19 protein-coding genes and 1 pseudogene are annotated in these 20,021 nt (G+C 53.6%); 7 read left to right on the forward strand and 13 right to left on the reverse strand.

Translation table 11 applies throughout. From position 1 onward, the window contains the following. Nucleotides 1-122: 122 nt before the first annotated feature. From IQ254_RS20835 to IQ254_RS20845, 3 genes are all read left to right on the forward strand, one after another. Nucleotides 123-1,784 (forward strand): response regulator, encoded by a 1,662-nt coding sequence (locus IQ254_RS20835; protein ID WP_193968082.1) that lies wholly within the window; start codon nucleotides 123-125, stop codon nucleotides 1,782-1,784. Then, the gene (locus tag IQ254_RS20840) at nucleotides 1,781-3,214 is read left to right on the forward strand and encodes a sensor histidine kinase (RefSeq protein WP_193968083.1); all 1,434 of its coding nucleotides are present in this window, start codon (nucleotides 1,781-1,783) and stop codon (nucleotides 3,212-3,214) included. Before IQ254_RS20835 ends, IQ254_RS20840 begins: the two co-directional genes overlap by 4 nt. Before the next feature lie 212 nt (nucleotides 3,215-3,426). Then, on the forward strand, nucleotides 3,427-4,575 hold the full coding sequence (locus IQ254_RS20845) for a Fic family protein (protein ID WP_193968084.1): 1,149 nt from the start codon (nucleotides 3,427-3,429) through the stop codon (nucleotides 4,573-4,575). A gap of 61 nt (nucleotides 4,576-4,636) precedes the next feature. Here the strand turns inward: IQ254_RS20845 and IQ254_RS33770 are convergent. The 6 genes and pseudogenes from IQ254_RS33770 to IQ254_RS20875 all read right to left on the reverse strand — a co-directional run bounded on the left by IQ254_RS33770 (nucleotide 4,637) and on the right by IQ254_RS20875 (nucleotide 8,842). After that, a pseudogene (locus IQ254_RS33770) lies at nucleotides 4,637-4,929 on the reverse strand (hypothetical protein). Between the two features lie 482 nt (nucleotides 4,930-5,411). Further along, the gene (locus IQ254_RS20855) at nucleotides 5,412-6,569 is read right to left on the reverse strand and encodes a hypothetical protein (protein WP_193968085.1); all 1,158 of its coding nucleotides are present in this window, start codon (nucleotides 6,567-6,569) and stop codon (nucleotides 5,412-5,414) included. Nucleotides 6,570-6,919: 350 nt separating this feature from the next. Then, nucleotides 6,920-7,300, reverse strand: a complete 381-nt coding sequence (locus tag IQ254_RS20860; RefSeq protein ID WP_193968086.1) for a DUF86 domain-containing protein — start codon at nucleotides 7,298-7,300, stop codon at nucleotides 6,920-6,922. After that, nucleotides 7,297-7,590, reverse strand: a complete 294-nt coding sequence (locus IQ254_RS20865; protein WP_193968087.1) for a nucleotidyltransferase family protein — start codon at nucleotides 7,588-7,590, stop codon at nucleotides 7,297-7,299. Before IQ254_RS20865 ends, IQ254_RS20860 begins: the two co-directional genes overlap by 4 nt. Nucleotides 7,591-7,813: 223 nt before the next feature. Next, nucleotides 7,814-8,290, reverse strand: a complete 477-nt coding sequence (locus IQ254_RS20870) for an AAC(3)-I family aminoglycoside N-acetyltransferase (protein ID WP_193968088.1) — start codon at nucleotides 8,288-8,290, stop codon at nucleotides 7,814-7,816. A gap of 96 nt (nucleotides 8,291-8,386) precedes the next feature. Further along, nucleotides 8,387-8,842 (reverse strand): GFA family protein, encoded by a 456-nt coding sequence (locus IQ254_RS20875; protein WP_193968089.1) that lies wholly within the window; start codon nucleotides 8,840-8,842, stop codon nucleotides 8,387-8,389. 18 nt (nucleotides 8,843-8,860) lie between these two features. Between IQ254_RS20875 and IQ254_RS20880 the strand changes: the two genes are divergently transcribed. The 4 genes from IQ254_RS20880 to IQ254_RS20900 all read left to right on the forward strand — a co-directional run bounded on the left by IQ254_RS20880 (nucleotide 8,861) and on the right by IQ254_RS20900 (nucleotide 10,705). Beyond that, nucleotides 8,861-9,007 carry a hypothetical protein gene (locus tag IQ254_RS20880; protein ID WP_193968090.1) on the forward strand — a complete coding sequence of 49 codons (147 nt, stop codon included), beginning with the start codon at nucleotides 8,861-8,863 and terminating at the stop codon, nucleotides 9,005-9,007. 59 nt (nucleotides 9,008-9,066) lie between these two features. Next, nucleotides 9,067-9,816 (forward strand): SDR family oxidoreductase, encoded by a 750-nt coding sequence (locus tag IQ254_RS20885; protein ID WP_193968091.1) that lies wholly within the window; start codon nucleotides 9,067-9,069, stop codon nucleotides 9,814-9,816. Between the two features lie 31 nt (nucleotides 9,817-9,847). After that, entirely contained in the window at nucleotides 9,848-10,084 is a 237-nt protein-coding gene (locus tag IQ254_RS20890) for a UPF0175 family protein (RefSeq protein WP_193968092.1), read from the forward strand. Between the two features lie 324 nt (nucleotides 10,085-10,408). Beyond that, on the forward strand, nucleotides 10,409-10,705 hold the full coding sequence (locus IQ254_RS20900) for a Uma2 family endonuclease (RefSeq protein ID WP_228040947.1): 297 nt from the start codon (nucleotides 10,409-10,411) through the stop codon (nucleotides 10,703-10,705). Between the two features lie 71 nt (nucleotides 10,706-10,776). Here IQ254_RS20900 and IQ254_RS20905 read toward each other — a convergent pair whose 3' ends face one another. The 7 genes from IQ254_RS20905 to IQ254_RS20935 all read right to left on the reverse strand — a co-directional run bounded on the left by IQ254_RS20905 (nucleotide 10,777) and on the right by IQ254_RS20935 (nucleotide 19,816). Then, the gene (locus IQ254_RS20905) at nucleotides 10,777-11,202 is read right to left on the reverse strand and encodes a universal stress protein (protein ID WP_193968093.1); all 426 of its coding nucleotides are present in this window, start codon (nucleotides 11,200-11,202) and stop codon (nucleotides 10,777-10,779) included. Nucleotides 11,203-11,215: 13 nt separating this feature from the next. After that, nucleotides 11,216-12,775, reverse strand: a complete 1,560-nt coding sequence (locus IQ254_RS20910; protein ID WP_193968094.1) for a sodium:alanine symporter family protein — start codon at nucleotides 12,773-12,775, stop codon at nucleotides 11,216-11,218. 146 nt (nucleotides 12,776-12,921) lie between these two features. Next, nucleotides 12,922-14,319 (reverse strand): aminotransferase, encoded by a 1,398-nt coding sequence (locus IQ254_RS20915; protein ID WP_313887517.1) that lies wholly within the window; start codon nucleotides 14,317-14,319, stop codon nucleotides 12,922-12,924. A gap of 553 nt (nucleotides 14,320-14,872) precedes the next feature. Continuing rightward, complete coding sequence (locus tag IQ254_RS20920) at nucleotides 14,873-15,613, reverse strand: sulfite exporter TauE/SafE family protein (protein ID WP_228040945.1); 741 nt, start codon at nucleotides 15,611-15,613, stop codon at nucleotides 14,873-14,875. Beyond that, nucleotides 15,610-16,389, reverse strand: a complete 780-nt coding sequence (locus IQ254_RS20925) for an SDR family oxidoreductase (protein ID WP_193968095.1) — start codon at nucleotides 16,387-16,389, stop codon at nucleotides 15,610-15,612. The genes IQ254_RS20920 and IQ254_RS20925 overlap by 4 nt, the downstream gene beginning before the upstream one ends. A gap of 1,862 nt (nucleotides 16,390-18,251) precedes the next feature. Continuing rightward, nucleotides 18,252-19,046 (reverse strand): DUF1963 domain-containing protein, encoded by a 795-nt coding sequence (locus IQ254_RS33775; RefSeq protein WP_369011356.1) that lies wholly within the window; start codon nucleotides 19,044-19,046, stop codon nucleotides 18,252-18,254. 395 nt (nucleotides 19,047-19,441) lie between these two features. Further along, nucleotides 19,442-19,816, reverse strand: coding sequence for a hypothetical protein (locus IQ254_RS20935; RefSeq protein ID WP_193968097.1), 375 nt, complete (start codon nucleotides 19,814-19,816; stop codon nucleotides 19,442-19,444). Nucleotides 19,817-20,021: the final 205 nt, after the last annotated feature.

The raw sequence follows: 20,021 nt of genomic DNA on the forward strand, positions 1-20,021 counted from the left end.
CCCCAAATCCTCCAAGCAGATCCCCAACCCACAGGTTCGCTACACTGGGCAACAATGCTCGCAGCTGTCATCTCTTCGCGATCGCGATCCTCAACTGCCCCTGCCCCCTCAGGTCTTTACCGATGGCTAAACCCGTTCTCCTCACCGTTGACGACGATGCCGATGTGCTGCAAACCATTGCCCGCGACCTGCGGCGGCACTACGGCGAGCACTACCGCATCATGCGAGCCAGCTCCGGGGCTGAGGCCCTGGATATCTTGAAGCAAGTCATTCAGCGCTCCGACCCCGTGGCGCTGCTGCTGGTCGACCAGCGCATGCCCGAAATGAGCGGGGTAGAGTTTCTCGAGCAGGCCGTGGACCTAGTGCCCGACGCCAAGCGGGCCTTGCTCACCGCCTATAGCGACACCGACGCGGCCATTCGTGCCATTAATGAGGTCAACCTCGACTACTACCTGATGAAACCCTGGGACCCGCCCGAGGAGAAGCTTTACCCCGTGGTGGATGACCTGCTGGCCGACTGGCAGGCTCACTTTCGGCCCGCCTTCAAGGGCATTCGGGTGGTGGGCGATCGCTGGAATCCCCACAGCCACGAGATCAAAGACTTTCTGGCCCGCAACCAAATTCCCTACCGCTGGCTGGATATCGAGCGCAGCGACGAAGGCCGTAAGCTAGTGGGCAGCACCGCCGAGGCCAAGCTGCCGCTGGTGCTGTTTCCGGAGGGCGAGCCCTTGCACCAGCCCAGCACGACTGAGCTGGCGACCCGAGTTGGCCTGCAAACTACGGCCAATAAGCCTTTTTACGACCTGGCGATCGTGGGCGGTGGCCCCGCCGGACTGGCGGCGGCGGTCTACGGTGCCTCGGAAGGGCTGCGCACAGTGCTGATCGAGCGAGAAGCTCCGGGCGGTCAGGCCGGCACCAGCTCGCGGATTGAAAACTACCTGGGCTTTCCGGTGGGGCTTTCCGGCAGCGACCTGGCCCGCCGCGCCGTCACCCAGGCCCGCCGGTTTGGGGTCGAAATTCTCGCTCCCCAGTCGGTGCAGAGCCTGCGAACCGACAACGACTACCGGCTGATTACCCTCAGCAACGGCAGCGAGATCAGCGCCCACGCGGTGATTTTGGCCCTGGGGGTGTCGTGGCGGCGGCTGAATACACCCGGACTGGAGCAGTTTACCGGGGCAGGAGTCTACTACGGGGCCGCCCAGACCGAAGCTCTCTCCTGCCAGGACGAAGACGTTTATGTGGTGGGCGGGGCCAACTCCGCCGGGCAGGCGGCTATGTATTTCTCGAAATACGCTAGGTCGGTGACGATGCTGGTGCGGGGCGAGTCGCTGACCAAAAGCATGTCGCAGTACCTGATTGACCAGATCGAGGCGACGGATAATATTCACGTGCAGACCCACACTACGGTGGTCGAGGCCAAGGGAGACACCAACCTGGAGGCGCTAGTGCTCCACAACTCCGCTACCGGGTCCACCGAGACTGTCGCCACCCAGTCTCTCTTTATCTTTATCGGGGCCATTCCCCACACCGACTGGCTGGAGGAAATGGTGCAGCGCGATAGCCGGGACTACATTCTCACCGGCCCAGACTTGCAGACGGCAGACGTGTCGCCGCAGCAGGTGTGGTCGCAAGATCGGCCCCCCTTTCTGCTCGAAACGAGCCTGCCCGGCGTGTTTGCGGTGGGCGACGTGCGCCACGGGTCGGTGAAGCGGGTGGCCTCGGGCGTAGGCGAGGGGTCGATTTGCGTACAGTTTGTGCACAAGTACCTGGAGGATGTGCGATGACCGACTCTGCGCTGTGCATAGAGCATTTGCTGGCGATCGCTCCCTTCAACCACCTACCCCAAGAACGGTTGGAGTGGGTGTGCGATCGCGCCACATCCCTCCACCTGGCCAAGGGCGACTACCTGGTCCAAGAAGGCGACCTGACCGATAGGGTGTACATCATGGTGTCGGGCCGCATCGGCATTACCCGCCAGAGTGAGGGGCTCGCCATGCCCATTGGCCAGCACGAAGGCCCCGGCTTTGTGGGCGAAATTCCGGTACTCACCGACGAGCCCGCACCCGTCACCATGCAGGCCATGACCGACTGCCAGTTCCACACCATCGCCGGGGCCGACTTTCTCACCCTGCTGCACGAGTGCCGCGACTTTGAGCGCACGGTGTTTCGTCTGATGCAGCAGCGCATCCGGGGGCTGGAGTCGTTTTTGCGCGGGCGCGAGAAGATGGCGGCCCTGGGCACCCTCTCCGCCGGGCTGGCCCACGAGCTGAATAACCCCGCCGCTGCCCTGGTGCGATCGCTGAGTCAGGTCGGCCCAGCCATCCGAGAGCTGGAGAAAATGAACCTGACCTACGGTCTGCAGCAGCCCGACCCCGAGCACACCCAGCAGTGGCAGTCGGTGCGCGACGCGGGCTACGACACCATTCTCAAGGGCGGGGCCGATGCGGTGACCCTGGCCGATCGCGAAGATGAACTGCTCGCCTGGCTCGAAGACTACGGCGTCGCCAAAGCCTGGGAGCTGGCCGAACCCCTGGCCCTAGCCGGGATCGAGACCCAGACCCTGGACGGGCTGACGGCACGCTGGCGCGACGGCCCCACCGAGCTGCGCGACATGGGCATTCGCTGGCTGGCCCTCTCCTTTGAGGTGATGGGGATGATCCAGAGCGGTCAGCACGGGGCCGAGCGCATCTCTGAACTGGTCAAATCGATGAAGTCGTACAGCTATATGGACCAGGGGGCGCAGCAGGTGGTCGATCTGCACACCGGGCTAGAAGATACCCTGCGGCTGTTTGCCTTCAAGCTCAAGCAGGGCATCCAGGTCGAGCGCCACTACGACTCGACTTTGCCTAAGCTGATGGCCCACGGCAGCGAGCTCAACCAGGTGTGGACCAACCTGATCGACAATGCGATCGACGCCATGGGCGACCAGGGCACCCTCACCCTGCGCACCTGCCACTTCAAAGGCGATGCCCGAGTCGAGATTACCGACACCGGGCCGGGGATTCCTGCAGAAGTGCGATCGCGCATTTTTGAGCCATTTTTTACCACCAAAGGGGTGGGCAAAGGCTCTGGCCTAGGGCTTGAAACGGTGCGCCGCATCGTGGAAAATCGCCACCACGGCACGATTTCCCTGGAGTCTGCACCAGGTCGCACGTCCTTTGCGGTGTGTTTGCCTCTGGGCGAAGCAGAAATCACTCACCAAAATATCGATTAACTTGTTTTTGTTATTCATCTTTGGGTCGTCTTACCTTCTGCTGATATAAACGTTAGATGACATTACAGTGTAGTGGCAGGTCGAATCACATAGCGCTACTGGTAGCGTAGGATTCTATACCTGCTTTCCCAGAAAACGACTTATTAACGAATACAGGCTGTTTCTGTTAATATAGGGCCAAAGGTTATTCAGTATTAACGGAACCGATAACAATGGTTGGGCCTTTCAGAGCAGGGCAATACATAGACCAGCTGGAAGGCTACAAGGCTTTTATACCAAAGCCATTACCACCCATACCTGAAATTATTATGGATCAGGAAATGTGGAATCTATTATCTCAAGCGGATCGCGCTTTGGGTCGCTTAGATGGAGCGACCGATGCTTTGCCAAACCCAGATTTATTTGTGTTTATGTATGTGCGGAAAGAAGCTGTGCTGTCAAGTCAAATTGAGGGTACTCAAGCATCCTTAATAGATGTCCTAGAATTTGAATCTCAAGCCTTAGAACCTGATAATCCTCAAGATGTGACTGAGGTAGTCAACTATATTTCTGCAATTAACTATGGTCTTGAGCGTCTGCAAGAACTGCCTGTGTCTTTGCGACTAATTAGAGAAATTCATCAAGAGCTGATGCAAGGAGTAAGAGGCGCCGAACGGGATCCAGGAGAATTTCGTCGTAGTCAGAATTGGATTGGTTCGTCTGGGTGCTCTTTGACTGAAGCTACGTATGTACCACCGCCGCCTCATGAAATGACCAAATCTCTCAATAACTTAGAGGATTTTTTGCATAGCCCACAGCCTATGCCTACCTTGATTAAAGTCGGATTAGCGCATGCTCAGTTTGAAACTATTCACCCTTTTCTAGACGGGAATGGCAGAACAGGACGACTATTGATTACGTTTCTTTTGTGTGAACAAAATATACTGCAACGCCCTTTGTTGTATATTTCTTATTATTTCAAGAAATATCGTACTGAATATTACAATCACTTGCAGGCTATCAGAGATAGTGGCAACTGGGAAGGCTGGTTAAAGTTCTTTCTTCGTGGTGTTTACGAGGTTGCTCAGGAAGCGGCGGCTACCGCTCGCAAAATAGTTAACTTAAAAGAAGAACACCGGCAGTTGCTACTTGACGAAATGGGGCGCAGGTCGGGTAATGCGATCGCCTTGCTTGAGAGCCTTTATTTCAGGCCAATTTTTAATGTAGAACATGCCGAAACGATTACAAACCTGTCCTATCCTAATGCAAATACTTTGATTAAAGATCTTATTGATATAGGTCTTCTCGAAGAGATTACTGGACAAAAGCGAAATCGTGCATTCTCTTATGCGCCATACTTGGCTGTTTTTCAGGATCTATAGCAGAAACATTATACTTTAGCGGTTAAGGCTCCGCCCCAATTCTGTTCACGCTAACGCAGCGTTAGGTGATTTTGCCAAGTTCAAGGGCGTTGCAAAAGCTGTTGAGGTTATCTAACAGGGCATTGTAATAAGAATAGGCATCGTCTTGGCTATTCTGAAAATGAGCATATAAAGCGAGTTCTGGCTCTGCTACCAAGTGACTTTTAGGTATATCTAGGTCTGCTGAGGTTAAGCATCGGCGCATGTTGATGCGATCGCAACTAATAGCGATCCAACAGTATTTGCCTTCTCGCCCTGAAGATCATCCAGCCCCGGTAGAATTAGCTCTGCTCCCGGCAGGTCATTCAAATTCATAAATTTTCCTCCTCTGCATCATTTTCAGAATGTTGGATAAAGTTCTCAGCTTTGTGTTGAAGCACAGATTAAAGAAATCCCCTCAAGGACTCCATATTCAATTTTTCTCACTTTAAGTATCGCTAAAAATTCGATTGAGCCTGGTTGGCTGACAAAACTCTTGAAACCCTTATCCTGCCGTAGGTTGGGTTAGCGTTAGCGTAACCCAACGAAACCGTTACTGGTGTTGGGTTTCGCTTTGCTCCACACCAACCTACATCAGAACTTTTGTCAGTCAATCAGCGATTGAGCAGCTGCAAGAAGCTTCTAAAATGTCCCAGAACTTTTCGGTAGTCTGCTCTAAGCAAACTGTCATAAGCTAGCCGAGCAGATAATTTTAGTGAATGAGTTTTGGACTATTCTCCAATGTCCTTCTGTCCAAGGCCGAACAGAAGGATTATTCGCTGAATCCTGATATATAGCGCGCACAGAAACTTGTTTAGCTACAGTTTTATTCTCGGCCTCAAAAAAAGCTCCACCTCTACATGTGAAACCGCAGCAGCTTGATCATCAACACTTAATATTTTGAAGGAAGATGGTACGTGCCTTCCAAAGTCGCTTCTTGCCATGCCTGCCTTTTTACCTTGTGTTGTATCAGTAAAGTACAAGAGCGCATTTGCAATGAGGCCATATCGTTTATTACACCAATGATCTATGAATTCACCGACAGCCCTTTCTGGGGTATTCACGGGCAATTGAATGGGATCCCCTGTGAAAGGTAAGTATAAAACTTCGCTACTAGTTCTTGGCTGCCATTCCTCAATAGCCTTTTTCATTTGGCTTGTTTTAACCATTTGGGAGAAAAGGTTTTTCCAACCAACCCTCTCTTTGGCTTTAGGTTCTTTCTTCCCGTCATCGAGTGCCTTCGCCCAATCTTTAACGGAAAACAGGGCAGCCCAACATTTGGCAGCTACAATCTTATTGTCAAAAGCAAGCTCGCGACCATGTAATATACCATTTCTATATGGAATGGTAATTGAATTTTCGTTCGTTTTATTTCTTCCTTTGTTTAATAAAGAGGCAAGTGCTTGAAGTCCCGTTTCATGCGCAGCAATACAATCCCATGCAGTCAAATCTATATTTTCCGAGAAAAATCCAACATGTTTTGAAACGTCATTCACTAGACCATCGAGCAAGCTTAATAGAAGTGGTATACACCCATGATATCTGCCTGATAAATAATCCTCTTTTGCTAATTCAACTAGTCTGATTCGACGACGAAATTCGCTATTTCCCTTAAATCTAATGATCCCCCACTTTAGGGTTTCCTCATTGTAATAATCAGCCAAGTAGTCTTCTGCTTTTGCCAATCCTTTGTTTTCGTATAATTTAATCGCTCCTTTCATTATTTCAAAGTTCATGCTCTCATAGGCTATCCATCCATGTTGCGAAAAAATCTCGTTGAACTGATCAGGGATTAACAGGATTGAAGCTTGATCTTTGAGGTTAGAAAAATCCGAAAATATGTTGTCCAGTTTTGGAAGCAGCTTCTTTGAAAATGGTACTGCTCGGTATAATGCCTCAAATCCATCAAACCCATTGATTTGATCAAGCATATCCTTGGTCGATGGATTGTCTACAATTTTTGATTTGTCACCCATATTTTTTCCTGAAGCCTATAACCCGTTATTAGAGGGAAAATTTCCGCCTGAAACCCCTTATATAGTGGCTTAAGTGGAAAGCCTCAATATAATTGACTCGTTACTGTGAGCTACGATCGCTCCTTCCTCCTTAGCCTTGACTCCAAGGTTGACAGGGAGCGTCTGAGCGTCTGTACCAGTATTCTCATCCCTATAAGTCCCCAGCATTGTGCGGTGACCACGCTGACCTCGAAAATCTTAGCGCTGTCTTCAGGTGTTTGCACCACCTACGAACAGCTAAACCCGCAAATTTAAGTCTTCAAAAAATACCTGCTGCTCGCTATCGAGTAGTTTGCATAATTTTAATTCATTTATTCTGCACTGCCAATCCCTTTTTGCTCACTTTGTCGCTCCAAATCTTCTAAAACTTTAGAGATCATGATTTTAAGCTGTGGCATATCCTCTTGAACTGCTTCCCAAATTATCTCCGTGTCAGTGTTGAAATAATCATGAATCAGCTTATCCCTCATGCCAGCAATATCCCGCCAGGGAATATCAGGGTATTGAATTCTCACCAAATCTGGGATTCGCTTCACTGCTTCCCCAATAATTTCCATTGCCCTTGAAACGGCAAATATTTTCTCTAGATTCTGCGAGAACGCTTCAAAATCAACATCTGCTGTAAATTGCTCGATCGCATCCACAGCATCTAAAATATCCTTCAAATAATCCTGAATCTCACGCTGGGTCACAGGTAGACGACCTCTGCCAAAATGCGATCGCCAATCCGTGGCTTTAACCCAGCCTTATGCACTAAATCAACCTTGACCCCCAAATTATCGCTGAGGTAGTTTTCTAAGTTGACAAACTTCAGCAAGCTAGGCGTCTTGTAAAACTCCACCAGCACATCCACGTCGCTGGTCTCTGTCTGCTCCTGCCTGACATAGGAACCAAAAACACCTAACTCACTCACTTGGTAGCGTGCCTCCAGCATCGCTTGATGCTGCGCCAGCCACTGCTTGATTTCCTCTAGGGTTTTCATTGTCCCAGGCTCTCCTAATCCAGGTGAGGAAAATTTTCTTTCTGATTAACCGTGTAATCAGAAGCCCAGTATAACTGCTGTAGCCAGCCAGCAAAGTACACTGCGGCTAGCGGATTCGGCTATGGTGTTTGAGATTGAAGCCATCATGGGTCTGACGTCCCGCTTCACTAGCTACCTTAGCAGCACCACTCTGCCGCTTATCCAGGTAATAGCACGAGAAATGTTATGTGGAGTCTTGCCCACCATCAACGGCGATGTCAAAGTGTAAGACATCCTCACGTTTGCCCAATTTGCTGTACAGCGCGATCGCAGGTTCGTCGTCAATGGTGGTATCGGCCTGCACAAATATTACGTAAGCACCCCGCTCAGCCGCGATCGCTTTGAGCTTTTCGATCAAGGCCGTCGCAATGCCTTCGCGCCGATGCCCCGATGCGACGGCGAGATCGTAGATGTAGATCTCGCTACGCTCCTGCTCGAACTTTCTCAGCTCGTAGGCCACAAGGCCGCCGACCACTGCGCCACCTTTTACGGCAGCTAGCGCAATGAATGTGTCATCGCCCAGCAGTCGCCGCAGGTAGTTTTCACTGGGGCGTTTCGTGGTGTAGGTTTCCACATCCTCGAAGGCTTCGCCGAAGGTGGTCAGCAGTGCCTGCATCAGCAAGATATTATCTGAAGTGATGTGGTGAATATCGACTGGCATGGACTGTTTCTATAGGGTTCTATAGGGCGCGATCGCTCAATCAGCTTTGCGGAAGCAAACTATTCTGAAGCTCACCACCGGTACTGTATAACCCATCTACGCAGAGCGATTTGCAAACTCAGAGAGCAACGCTGGAAACTGCTCTGGGGCTGGAAATTTGCTGAAGCTATGGACGGCAGGCGTCGTTGCCCAGGGCAGCTTTTCGTCGGTATAGGTTTCGATAAACGGGCTATACGATTGGGCGTTGTCCATCATAGTGGCCCGGATATTAACAAATTCATCCATGCCTTCGGGGCGGGTAAAAAGCCAGCTCATGCAGTGGGCACAAAAATAATGACGCGTGGCACCATGCAGCCCGCCAATGACAGGTTCACCCGATGTCACCTTAAACCCACCGCTTGGATGAAGGGCGCTCAAACTAAAGGCGCTGGCCGTCATCTGCTGGCATCCTGTGCAGTGACAGGTCATGGTCATTAACGGTTCTGAAGCCACTTCAAATCGAACCTGTCCGCACCTGCATTGGCCAGTTGCGTAAGCGTTACTGTCGGTCATCTGTCGGACCTCAGCGCAATGACAACATTCTTTCAGGATTATAGTCTGGAGCAATATCTCTCAGTGCGGCAGCCTACGGGGAGGGCGCGATCGCTCTATCCGCAGGCGCTAAAGTCTTTTAGCAAAGTTTGGCAATTGGCCGAGAGACTGGCGATCGCTCCATAGAAGCAGCCCCTTTGGATCACATTGACGATGTGAATCAATGGCTAAGCAATTAACCGCACATGCCCCATAGGCATCTGTGGCAAGATGACCATGAAGACCTATGGCAAATACTCAACGTGTCAGATTCTAGAACCCTACTGATTACCGGCGCTTCTTCAGGTATCGGTGCCGCCACCGCTCGGCAGGCGGCGGCGCAAAATTTTAACCTCGTCTTAGCCGCCCGCTCTACTGAGAAGCTGGATAAATTGGCGAACGAACTGGGTGCTGACAACGTTCGCACCTTTGCCTGTGATGTCACCGATTATGCGGCGCAAGAAAAGCTGGTGGCCAATGCCGTAGAGGCGTTTGGCCGTCTCGATGCGGTGTTTGCCAATGCGGGCTGCGGCGGCGAGCCGGGTGGCTTTTCGGGCGCCCCGGTTGAGTCTTGGCAGCGCATTGTCAATACCAATATTTTGGGCGTGGCTTACACGCTGCGGGCCAGCCTGGCAGAACTCAAGAAAACCAAAGGTCACGTCATCATCACGGGCTCGATCGCAGGGCGTAAGGTGCTGGGGGGTTCGATGTATTCAGTCTCGAAATGGGCTGTCTCAGCGATCGGCTATAACCTGCGGGAGGAGATGAAGGGGACGGGGGTGCGGGTCACGCTGATTGAACCGGGCATGGTGGATACCCCATTTTTTGATGACCCAAAGCCCGATGCGTTGCGGCCCGATGATGTGGCTCGGACGGTGCTCTTTGCGCTAACGCAGCCGCCTAGTGTTGATATTGGCGAACTTGTGGTTTTGCCAACCCCACCTGTCGAGGAGTAATTGATAACATTCAAGATCTGGAGTATCAGCCATGAGCTTAATGATTTCAGATGATTTGGTAAAAGCCAGCGGCTTATCAGAACGGGAGCTGTTTCTAGAAATTGTGCTGATGCTCTTTCGCCAGGAGAAAATTAGCTTGGGGAAAGCCAGTGAATTAATGGGCTTGCACCGAATGCAGTTTCAAAAATTACTAGCCGATCGTGACATCTGCGTTCATTACGATGTTGCTGAGTTTCAGGAAGATCTCAAAGCCTTAGAAATAGAGTAGTGGTGGTTATTGTAAGTAATACGTCTCCTGTTTCAAATTTGGCTAAGGTTGGGCAACTCGGCCTGATGCAGCAAATTTATGGAAGAGTGTTAATTCCTCACGCGGTGCATGAGGAATTACTGAATCAAGGCGCTGGTGAAACTGTAATCGAAGCGGTTCAACTGGCAGACTGGCTAGAGGTTCTTTCCGTTCAGAATCAAAAGTTGGTTGACGATTTAAGGACGCGTGTCAATATTGGGGAGGCTGAAGCAATTGCGCTCGCTGTAGAGGTGCAAGCGACTCGATATTCAAAACGCCGACCAGATCAGCACCCTAGAACTCGACCTGCGTACCGATCCGCCCCCTGACCTGGCGGTAGAAGTAGACATTACTAGCTCGTCCCAGCGACGGTTCACGATCTACCAACAGCTGCAAATTCCTGAGGTATGGCAATATACCCAGCGGCAAGGTCTGGTGTTTTATCAATGGGTCGATGGCCAATATGTAGAAGGCGCCGTCAGCCCTACCTTTCCGCAGGTGCGATCGCAAACGCTAATGGATTTTCTCCAGCGCGCCCCTGGGCCAGACGACAACGCCATCATCAAATCCCTGCGCAGTTGGAGCCACCAGCAACGTGTCTGACCCAATGACATCAACCCCCCACCGAGCGGCGGGGGGTTTGGCAGTATGCCCGTTAAAAACCTAGGGCGACTCTACTTGAGAATCAGCACTGGGCAGGTCGCCAAGCGCACCACCCGCTCAGCCACCGAGCCCATGAGTAGGCGAGTGATGCCCTTGTGGCCGTGGGAGGGCATCACAATTAGATCAGCCGCTGATTCTTGGGCGTAGTCGGCAATTTGCGTGCCGGGGTCACCCATTAGCGTCACCACTTCAACGCCGTCATAGCCGATCTCGCTGAGTTTCTTGGTGAGAAACTCTGTCACCTTTGCCATGCGATCGCTGTCGCTGAGCGTGTCCCAAATGGCCGCTGGGTCGGCAGGATGCAGGGGCGACAGCACGTGAACCAACTTCACCGAGGCCAGGTCATCGACATACTCTTTGGCAACGGCGATCGCCTCGTAGGACTGTTCCGAGAAATCAGTGGGCACCAGTACCAGCTTTCGTTTCAGCCAACTCATGAGTTACCTCCCCCTACTTCAATACGGCTTCGGGCTGCCGGGTGGCTTCGGGCAACATGGCTCCAGAACGCAGGCGACCCATGTAGTCACTCAGGTCGCTAGCAATTAGCCCCGACATCAGGAAGCAGCCTAGCAGGTTCGGCAACGACATGGCCAGGGCCATAATGTCGCTAAACTCCAGAATTGGACCCAGGTTAACTACTGCGCCAACAAAGGCGCAGGTCAAAAAGATGCCCTTGTAGACATTGACGGTACTATCGCCAAAGAGAAAGGCCCAGGACTGCTGCCCGTAGTAGCTCCAGGAAATCATGGTGGAGACGGCAAACAACACGCCCGCCACCGCAATCACGTAGGGAAACCAGCTGATCACGGTCTCAAAGGAGGCCGCCGACAGTTGGGCCCCGTTCAACTCGGTGGCGGCGGGGTCGGCGTAGACTCCGGTCAGCACAATCACGATCGCCGTCAAATTACAGATAAAGATGGTGTCGATGAAGGGTTCCAGCAGCGCCACAATCCCTTCTCTAACCGGCTCATCAGTTCTAGCCGCCGAGTGGGCGATCGCCGCTGAACCCAGCCCTGCCTCATTGGAGAACACCGCCCGCTGAAAGCCGATGACCACCACCCCGACCAGGCCCCCGGCCAGCGCCTCGGGGCTAAATGCCGTCGAAATAATCGTGCCGATCGCCGCCGGTACCGCAGGCAGCTTCACCAAGATCACCCAGAAGCAGGCCAGGGCATAGATCACCGCCATGAATGGCACAAGAATCCCGGCGACTGCCCCAATGCGCTGAATACCGCCGATGATCACCAGACCCACCACCGCCGCGATAATCAGCCCAAATAGCCAGCTGAGGCCAGCTAAGCTGGGCACCACATTCGACACGGCGGCAAAGGCCTGGTTCGACTGAAACATGTTGCCAATGCCCAGACTGCCAATGGCGCAGAAGATCGCAAACATGTAGGCCAAACCCTGGCCAAACCGGGCCATGCCCATGCCCGATAGGCCGCGCGACAGGTAGTACATGGGGCCACCGCCAACGGTGCCGTCGGGCTTAATCACCCGATACTTTTGGGCCAGGGTGCATTCGGCAAACTTGCTCGACATGCCCAAAAACCCTGCCATCGTCATCCAAAAGGCGGCGCCAGGACCGCCCAGGCGAATGGCGATCGCCACCCCGGCAATGTTACCGATGCCCACCGTGCCCGAGAGGGCGGCGGATAGGGCTTGAAAGTGCGAGACATCGCCTTCGTCTTCTTCACTGTCGTACTTACCGCGCACCACATCGATCGCATGCTTGAAGGCGCGAAGGTTGATGAACTTGAGCCGAAAGGTGAAGAAGACGGCCCCAACCACCAGCCAGAGCACAATAAACGGGAATCCGTTCTCGCCGCCAATTCTGAAGTAGAAGATCAGGTTGAGCACATCGACAATGCTTTGCACCCCACCCTCAAGCGCACCGAGAAAACCCGTGGGTTCGGCCTCGGCCTGGGCAAAGGCCACCTGAGGAATAAAGATCACCGCAATGGCGAGCAGGTAAAGATAGTGCTTGAACTTTAACAACGTTCGTACCATGGTCTGTTCACTCCAGGTAAAAGTGTTCGTTCGAAAGGGTTTGCCCGCCGCTGCTTTCCTTGCGATCTATGGATCAGGCCTGAGAAAAGCACCCTAAAGCGGTGCGGGGTGGCTCGATCGAACGATCGGGCCACCCCGCCCGTCGCTCAGGCCGGAGGCAGGGCAAAAATGGCATTGCGAATCGTATCCGCAAACCTGTCGGCCTCCTGGCGGGTGATCACCAGGGGCGGGGCCAAAATCAGCACGTTGGCGAAACCCGGCACCGTGTTGGCGTTGCGACCAATGATGACGCGGTCTTTCATGCAGTGCTGAATCACCGAGTTGACTGCCGCCCCGTCTAACGGCGCTTTGCTGGCTTTATCGGTCACCAGCTCAATGCCCAGCAGCAGCCCCTTGCCGCGCACATCCCCCACGTTGGGGTGCGCCAACAGCTCCTGAAAACGGCCCAGCAGGTAGTCGCCCATTTCGGCGGCGCGCTCCGGCAGGCGTTCGCGCTCTAGAATTTCAATGCTCCGGAGGCTGACGGCGGTACAGACGGGAGTGCCGCCGTAGGTGGTGATGTGGCGAAAGTGGCTGTCGCTGCCGGGGTCATCCAGAAACGCCTCGAAGATGTGTTGTTTAACCACCGTGGCCGAGATCGGCATGTAGCCGCTGCTCAACCCCTTGGCAAAGGAGATGATGTCGGGCTGCACGCCCCAGTGCTGGTGGCCAAACATGCGCCCGGTGCGGCCAAAGCCATTCACCACTTCGTCGTAGATCAGCAGAATGCCGGTGCGATCGCAGATTTCCCGCACCCCGCGCAGATAGCCCTCCGGCGGCACAATCACGCCCCCGCCCGAGATAATTGGCTCCACAATCACCGCCGCCACCGACTGAGCCCCCTCGTAGAGAATCGTCTGCTCCAGCTCCTTCAGGCAGGTCGTGTTGTAAACCTCCTCTGACATTCCCTCCCCAAAGCGGTACTGGTAGGGCGGGTTCACGTGCAGAAACCCCGGCACCAGGGGCTCGTACTTGAGCTTGCGCTCCGCCTGGGCCGTGGCGCTCAATGCCCCCATGGTGTGCCCGTGGTAGCCCCGGTAGCGAGAAATAATCTTGTAGCGCGGCCCCGCCCCGGCAGGGGCCGTTTGGGTATGGTACTGGCGGGCAATTTTGAACGCGGTCTCGTTGGCCTCTGAGCCGCTGGTGGAGAAGAACACCTTGCCGTCGTAGCCCAGCAGCTCTAGCAGCTTGTGGGCCAGGCGAATACCGGGCTCGTGGCTCATGGTGAGGGGGAAGTAGGCCAGGTCAACCATCTGCTCGTAGGCGACCTCGGCTAGCTCCTGGCGGCCATAGCCGACATTGACGCACCACAGCCCCGAAATGCCGTCAAAATACTCGACGCCGTCGGTATCGGTGACGTGGCAGCCCACCCCTTTGGTCATGCATTTGGGCGGTGTCTTAGCAAAGGATTTGTGCTGCACCATGGGGTGCCACAGCGACTCGGCATCCATCTGGCCCAAATCAGTTTTTTCTGGACTCATTTCTGGACTTAAATTAGCGATCACAGCCAAACCTCCGAAGCAAATAAATTAGTCAGAGAAGATCTTTATCCCATGCATTCGCGATCGCGATCGTGAATCTTATCGCAGAGATTTAGCGATCTTTAACGCATTAGCAACGTAACCAAGATAGGGTGACCTTTCTGTATATTGACATACGCTTTTGGGCTTTAAAGAGGCCATTTTCAGGTTAAAAAGTATTTATTGCGAAGAGCTGTTTTGCTCACTATTTGCCTAGGAAATGTGCCAGAAAGACTGGTTTAATTCTTTCGGCAAAGCGCTGTATTCCTTTGTTTGAAGGCCCTAGGTGCTAATTAGAGATAGAGAATTAATCTCAGGCTGACTCAATTGATCGAGGAGCTATGCCCCTGCTAATTAATGCAGAGATCCAGAAGATATAGCGGTGTGCAAGTGAAACAAGTACACTCTGTTCTCTGTCACCTACTCCCTGTTCCCTTTGGACTCTGTACTTAAGCAACATGAATAAGGCCGTATCAGTAGTTGTCAATGGCGATCGCTCAGTGATGCGTCAACCACAGCGCTCAGGGCGAATCACAAGCTACAGCCCCAGGGTAATAATGCGCACTCCTGTGATCGCCAGGATGACCGCAGTAATTTTTTGAAACATCGGTGGGTTCAGGTGTTTCGAGAGAGAAACTCCCAGGAACTGCCCCAGCAATATGCCCGGAATCGCCAGCAAAAACTGATGGATAATCTGGACTGAAAACCGATCGTCCAGGCTATGGCCGATCACCACAAGCACCGCATTGACCCAAAAAAAGCTGATCAGGTTGCCCTTGAATCGCTCCTGGGGCCAGTTTTGGCTGCTGGCGTAAACAACGACCGGCGGCCCGGGCAGGTTGTAGCTGCCGTTTAAGGCCCCCGATAAAAAGCCTGCTCCATAGATCCACCGTTTAGATTTCAGCAGCTGCCCGCCGCGCGGCCCAACCAGGGAATACAGCGAGTAGGCCAGGATAACGCTGCCCAGGGCGATCAGCATCCAGGTCTCGGGCAAAAACCGCAGGGCCAGCAGCCCAAACGGAATTCCCAGCACAGCGCCCAGCAGCAGCTGGGCCACAATGATGCGATCGAAGGCACGGCGGTAGTAGAGGCATTGCGCCGTATGGTTGGTCAGGGCGGCCAGCGCCACCAGCGGGGCCGCCAGCTGCACACTGGTCACCCCCGACAGCACCCCCATGGATACCATGGCAAAGGCAAAGCCCGTTACCCCCTGCACAAAGGCCGCGCCGAACATGGTCACAATCACAATCCACTCCAGCGAGCTGAACTCCAGGGTCATGTCGGCCTCCGGTGAACCAGCGTGGCCGACGACTGGTCGGTCGGCATCAGAAAAATTTCGCTGATATTGACGTGGGCTGGGCGAGTGATCGCATATAAAATCGCGTCGGCGATGTCGTCGGGAGTGAGCGGCGTCATACCCTGATAGACCGTCTGGGCGCGATCGCCGTCCCCGCGAAACCGCACCGTGCTGAATTCGGTTTCGACCAGCCCTGGCTCAATGTTGGTCACCCGCACGGGGGTGCCCAGCAGATCCAACTTGAGGCCCTCTGAGAGCGACTTTACCGCCGCCTTGGTAGCGCAGTAAACGCTGCCGCCGGGGTAGGTCTGCCGCCCGGCGATCGAGCCAATGTTGACCACATGGCCCTGGCCCCGCGCCACCATCCCAGGCACCACCGCGCGGGTGACGTACAACAGCCCCTTGATGTTGGTGTCGATCATTTCCTCCCAGTCTTGCAGGGGGGCTTCGTACTGTTTGTCCAGCCCCCGGCTGAGGCCCGCGTTGTTAACCAGCACGTCGATGGCTTGCCAATCGGCTGGGAGCGATTCAATCGCCGTCATCACCGCCTCGCTATCTTGCACATCGAGGGGCAGCGATCGCGTCTGAATTTGGTAGCGTTTTTGCAGCGCCTCTGCCAGCGCCTCTAGCTTTTCGCGACGGCGCGCCGCCAAAATCAGGCGGGCACCGGCCTGGGCAAAAAAGTGGGCGCAGGCGGTGCCAATGCCGCTGCTGGCACCCGTAATCAGAATGCATTGGTGGGCTAGGGATGTGGTCATAGGCCTGGGTTAAATCCTTACGTTAGGGGTGTGCATTGGCGATCATAAAATCAACCCTTCAATCGAGCTAAGAGTGTTCCAACTAAATACCGATCCAGTGTCTCTCCGCGACCGGCCCACTGGGCCAAGTTCGCGTTCCTGATCGGGATGTTTTTTTAGGTGGAATACTCTAAGGCGCACCGATGCTGTTGGGTCGTGACGTTGGCAAAGCCCCATGCAAAGGGCCATGCCTCTCGGAAAGTGGTGAGGTTACCCCCCATGGGCCAGATCAGTCATGACTCGCGTTAGGTAGAGCCCCGTCTGCTATGGCAGAGCACTGACCTGAGCGACTGCCCAAAGCCACCCCAGAGCAATTGCTTGGCCCAAAAAGACTCAAGGTTGGCTTTAGCACCTCAATCTGAGCCAACGTTCTTAAAGGTGAAACACCTAACCCCAGGTGGCTGCGCGAACCAGGCCCAAGCCTACTCAGCCGGTAAACGGTTCCTGAGCATGGCGACCCATTCAAGCCACCGTATTTTTAATCGGGCCTTCGTAGCTATCTGAATGCCGAGATGCCAATCAAGTCAGCCAGACAAAGGCGATCGCTGACCTACGCGACGTAGGGCGAGCCCACTCCGCTCCGATTGATCAAATGCTTGTGAAGCCGCCCTTCCTTGACGTAGAGATTAGAAGGTAGGTGGCTTGGACTTAGCGATAGGTAATACGTAGATGAAACTAACATGCCCCTCAAGACCTCACGCAACAAGTCCTTAAGTACAAAATAGCAAGCACAATCATAATCTTTGTGTAAGAAGCTACATTATCGGGTTTGCCTTGCAGGTTTGTTGATAAACGGCAACAAGATTCTCTTGGGCGTAGGCAATGGTTGGGGAATCGCTAGTTTTGGCCGGTCGTCCCCCAACCTCTAGGTACGCCCGGTCAACGCGCTTCTGAGAGGATAGGCGATCGCGCTAGCAGCTTCAGCCTCCAGTCGCAGCATTGTTCAAAAACGCGGTACTGTTTTGTTGCCTTTGGGATTGTTCCCACACCAAAACGGTGAGCCAGAATAGAAAAACTTGGACAGGCCGCCTGATCGATGATGAGCAGTCAACCGTGGCTCGCCGAGTCATAGCATGTACTGGCTGAATTGTCCCTATAACCGTGTCATTGTGTTCAATCACAAACAACCGAGAAAACGGGGTCGAAGCCTTAAGAATCAAAGCTTGACTATCATCTGATATTTCAAATAATCGGGTAAGAGGATTTGGCCTTACAGCTGTTGCTATAGCACTACCATCTAGCTCGAGCTGCCATTCTCCGCTTAGCCAGATATGGTTAATGTCGTAATGTTTAGATCCCAGCGTAATTTTGCCCTGCCCAGTCATAGACCCTAGCTCCATGAATGCAATAACGTCGCAGTCATCGGCCGTGACTGTATAATTCCACGAACATAGACCCTGGGGGAGACAGGTTAGGACTGTCATCGCGTTTCAGTAACTAGATGTACACAAATGTCCAATTTTGCTTCAATTTTAACAGACCGAATCTGATACTTAATACAGCGGTTCCTGGTTGGGCGAGGTACTAGAAGTACAGAAGGCAGAAATCAGTATTGACAAGCCTTCTGGCTCCTGACTCCGACATTCCAAGTTCTACCAGCGTCCCGGCTTAAGCGGATACTCGCTCGTATTAATCATTTCACCGTGGTAGAGAGATGCTCGGCATACATCCTGCTGCTGCAAACTTTCGTGCCATGCTCCAATAGATGATTCGTCACCGCATAACGGCGGCGGTAACGGGGCCGCTGCGAAAAAACTATGATTTCAATACCCGCGTCGTCGTCGGCTCCCGTTCACCGCATGGTTAGGTGCCTTAATGTGCTGTTAGTGGCACTGCAGCTCGAATCGGATTTCACTGGGATGTCTACGGCAACAAAACAAGTAAACGCAGCCGACATCCCCCCACATCAACCCTGCCTCATCCTCTGAGTCAATTTGCGCGAACTGTTCCATCAGATGATGGCATTGTGAGCACTTAGGCGTGGACTCGGATTGCACCCACCGGGGATACCCACCAATCATTGTCGCATAGTCGTCACGCCCAGTGATCTGTTGTACCAATTCGGTATACGGTTCCCAAGGTTCGTCGTCATTAAGTTCTGCCGAGAGTGTCGATGCTTCACGGCAGTACACATCAATGCCCTCCCAGTCCGGAAGTGACTTTGCAGATTCGACCTCTACGGAACACGGCGTCGTTTCGTAGTCGTCTCTCGCTTTGCGCTGAATTCGAATCGCCCGCTCATCACTCGGTGCGGAGTAGAAGCGGACGACCCACTGACCGGACGGCTCGTCATCAAGTCCCCAAGGGCTGCAATCCCAGCAGTAGAAGAATGTGAAAAGGCCAACACCATCCGGTGGCACGAATTTGGTTTCACTGAACCTCACCTGACAAATAAAACTCAGTTCCTTTTGACATGTCGGACACGATGGCCACGCGTCGCCAGACTCAGCATATGGTTGACCGCCAAAGTACGTACGAGCCGCCGGAGACTCTAGGTCGCCGTCAAACTTCGGTTCGAGACACGAGCAGACACGGACATGAGGAGTAACGACCGCCTCCAGTTGGGATGTGTTCATTGAATCTTCGCAACCACACAGAAGTGTAGTATAGCCAAGCATGAGAATAATTCGGAAGCGGCTAATGATGTAGGAACCTAACGTTGCCCATCACCCGCCACAGATGACCTCTGCATCCACCAATCCACTTTCGGCGGTCGGTGTGCATGGGCCTTGTGTACGCCCAGCATGGGCGTGAACTCATGGGGTGCAAGTCCCCTGTCGGATCTCAGACAAAAGGCTTCAGAACATAATCTGCTTCTGTCCTGAACAGCAAGCCCTGAACGTTGGAATTAATTGACGCTAGGAGTTGTGTCGTATCATCTTGCATCTTGCGAACAATCTCCAAACCATACTCTCATCAACCACTCTAGCCCTACGACCCAGATCACCTGACCCTCGCCGCTTTGGGCGGGGGTCAGGTGCAGCGATTGGTTCGGCCTCTGCGCTGACCACGTTCAGGTATCGTAAGTGCCGTCCCAGGGCGGAAAGAAAGCCAAGTCATTCGGCAACAGGTGGATGCTCTCGTAATCCTCGTCCGACTCCGACGCATCGACCAAGCCGAAGGTGTGGCCGTCGATTTGGACCTGGAACAGCCCGACCTTGATGTTCCCGTACCTCACCTTGCCCAACCTAGCGATCATCTCGGCGATCCGCGACTGAGCCTTCTTCACCGATTGGCCCTCACCGCTCGCCGTGGTGCCTGCGAACCACGCTTCGGTGTTGAGGTGCTTGCCATTCTTGTCGAAGGTGTGCAGCACTGCGTACCAGCGCTTGTGAGCCTGCCAGTCTTCGGGGAGCGGTATCGGCAAGGTTGCGGTCACGAACCCCATGAACTGGTTGCCGTCCCCGTAATTGCCGATCTGGTCGGTGTGGTAAGTAGGCAGTTGAGATTAAATGTAAGATAGCAGGGTAGCCAGAGTGCCCTCAAATGCCCGCCCCATTACGCATCATTTTGACCGAGGAAGAAGACCGCACGTTAAGTGAACTTCGGGAGGCTCAGACAGTTCCCTATCGGACGCGTGACCGAGCGCATAT

The organism is Nodosilinea sp. LEGE 07088, from assembly GCF_015207395.1.
GTDB lineage: Bacteria > Cyanobacteriota > Cyanobacteriia > Phormidesmidales > Phormidesmidaceae > Nodosilinea.

Excerpts from the sequence above, each read along its gene's own strand:
- IQ254_RS33775 (WP_369011356.1), bottom strand. The coding sequence starts at position 19,046 with ATGCTTGGCTATACTACACTTCTGTGTGGTTGCGAAGATTCAATGAAC.
- IQ254_RS20910 (WP_193968094.1), bottom strand. The coding sequence starts at position 12,775 with ATGGTACGAACGTTGTTAAAGTTCAAGCACTATCTTTACCTGCTCGCC.
- IQ254_RS20875 (WP_193968089.1), bottom strand. The coding sequence starts at position 8,842 with ATGACCGACAGTAACGCTTACGCAACTGGCCAATGCAGGTGCGGACAG.
- IQ254_RS20845 (WP_193968084.1), top strand. The coding sequence starts at position 3,427 with ATGGTTGGGCCTTTCAGAGCAGGGCAATACATAGACCAGCTGGAAGGC.
- IQ254_RS20855 (WP_193968085.1), bottom strand. The coding sequence starts at position 6,569 with ATGGGTGACAAATCAAAAATTGTAGACAATCCATCGACCAAGGATATG.
- IQ254_RS20925 (WP_193968095.1), bottom strand. The coding sequence starts at position 16,389 with ATGACCACATCCCTAGCCCACCAATGCATTCTGATTACGGGTGCCAGC.
- IQ254_RS20840 (WP_193968083.1), top strand. The coding sequence starts at position 1,781 with ATGACCGACTCTGCGCTGTGCATAGAGCATTTGCTGGCGATCGCTCCC.
- IQ254_RS20920 (WP_228040945.1), bottom strand. The coding sequence starts at position 15,613 with ATGACCCTGGAGTTCAGCTCGCTGGAGTGGATTGTGATTGTGACCATG.
- IQ254_RS20835 (WP_193968082.1), top strand. The coding sequence starts at position 123 with ATGGCTAAACCCGTTCTCCTCACCGTTGACGACGATGCCGATGTGCTG.
- IQ254_RS20890 (WP_193968092.1), top strand. The coding sequence starts at position 9,848 with ATGAGCTTAATGATTTCAGATGATTTGGTAAAAGCCAGCGGCTTATCA.
- IQ254_RS20880 (WP_193968090.1), top strand. The coding sequence starts at position 8,861 with ATGACAACATTCTTTCAGGATTATAGTCTGGAGCAATATCTCTCAGTG.
- IQ254_RS20935 (WP_193968097.1), bottom strand. The coding sequence starts at position 19,816 with ATGGGGTTCGTGACCGCAACCTTGCCGATACCGCTCCCCGAAGACTGG.
- IQ254_RS20865 (WP_193968087.1), bottom strand. The coding sequence starts at position 7,590 with ATGAAAACCCTAGAGGAAATCAAGCAGTGGCTGGCGCAGCATCAAGCG.
- IQ254_RS20905 (WP_193968093.1), bottom strand. The coding sequence starts at position 11,202 with ATGAGTTGGCTGAAACGAAAGCTGGTACTGGTGCCCACTGATTTCTCG.
- IQ254_RS20870 (WP_193968088.1), bottom strand. The coding sequence starts at position 8,290 with ATGCCAGTCGATATTCACCACATCACTTCAGATAATATCTTGCTGATG.
- IQ254_RS20885 (WP_193968091.1), top strand. The coding sequence starts at position 9,067 with ATGCCCCATAGGCATCTGTGGCAAGATGACCATGAAGACCTATGGCAA.